The sequence below is a fragment of the Metalysinibacillus jejuensis genome (assembly GCF_003057615.1).
GTDB classification, from domain to species: domain Bacteria; phylum Bacillota; class Bacilli; order Bacillales_A; family Planococcaceae; genus Metalysinibacillus; species Metalysinibacillus jejuensis.
On record NZ_QAFW01000170.1, the window covers coordinates 1 to 431 of the forward strand.

The 431-nt window shown below is 35.3% G+C and carries 1 protein-coding gene; it reads right to left on the reverse strand.

The annotated features are described in order from the left end of the window. A partial coding sequence (locus DDE80_RS14730; protein ID WP_153060943.1) for an Rpn family recombination-promoting nuclease/putative transposase occupies positions 1-431 on the reverse strand: 431 nt, incomplete at both ends.

The following is a 431-nucleotide window of genomic DNA, read 5'->3' on the forward strand; positions in this document are numbered from 1 at the left end:
TCTAAGACATCATCTTGCGCATCGAGTCGCTCTAGTGAACTATCTTCATATAAATGGTACGTACTATGATAATTCGCTGACTTTGAGAACAAGGTGAAATCACAAATGTTGATAGTAATCGTCGGTAATAGACGACGATACGTTTTACCTTTAGGTAATTGGTCTAAAAATAAACGTGACCAATAATACAAGGTACGTTTTATCATATCGTGTTGGTTAGACAGCTGCATTTCCACATTGATTAATTCATTTGCTTGAGTACGTACAACGATATCAAGACGTGACTGTTTATCATCAAGATACTCGCCGCCTACTTCTTGATTAATAAATACTACTTCTTTGATGGTATTGCGCCCTGTTTTTTGTAAGATGGCATTTAGGAATACCACCGTAATATCTTTATTTTTTTCACTACCAAATAGTTGCTTAAA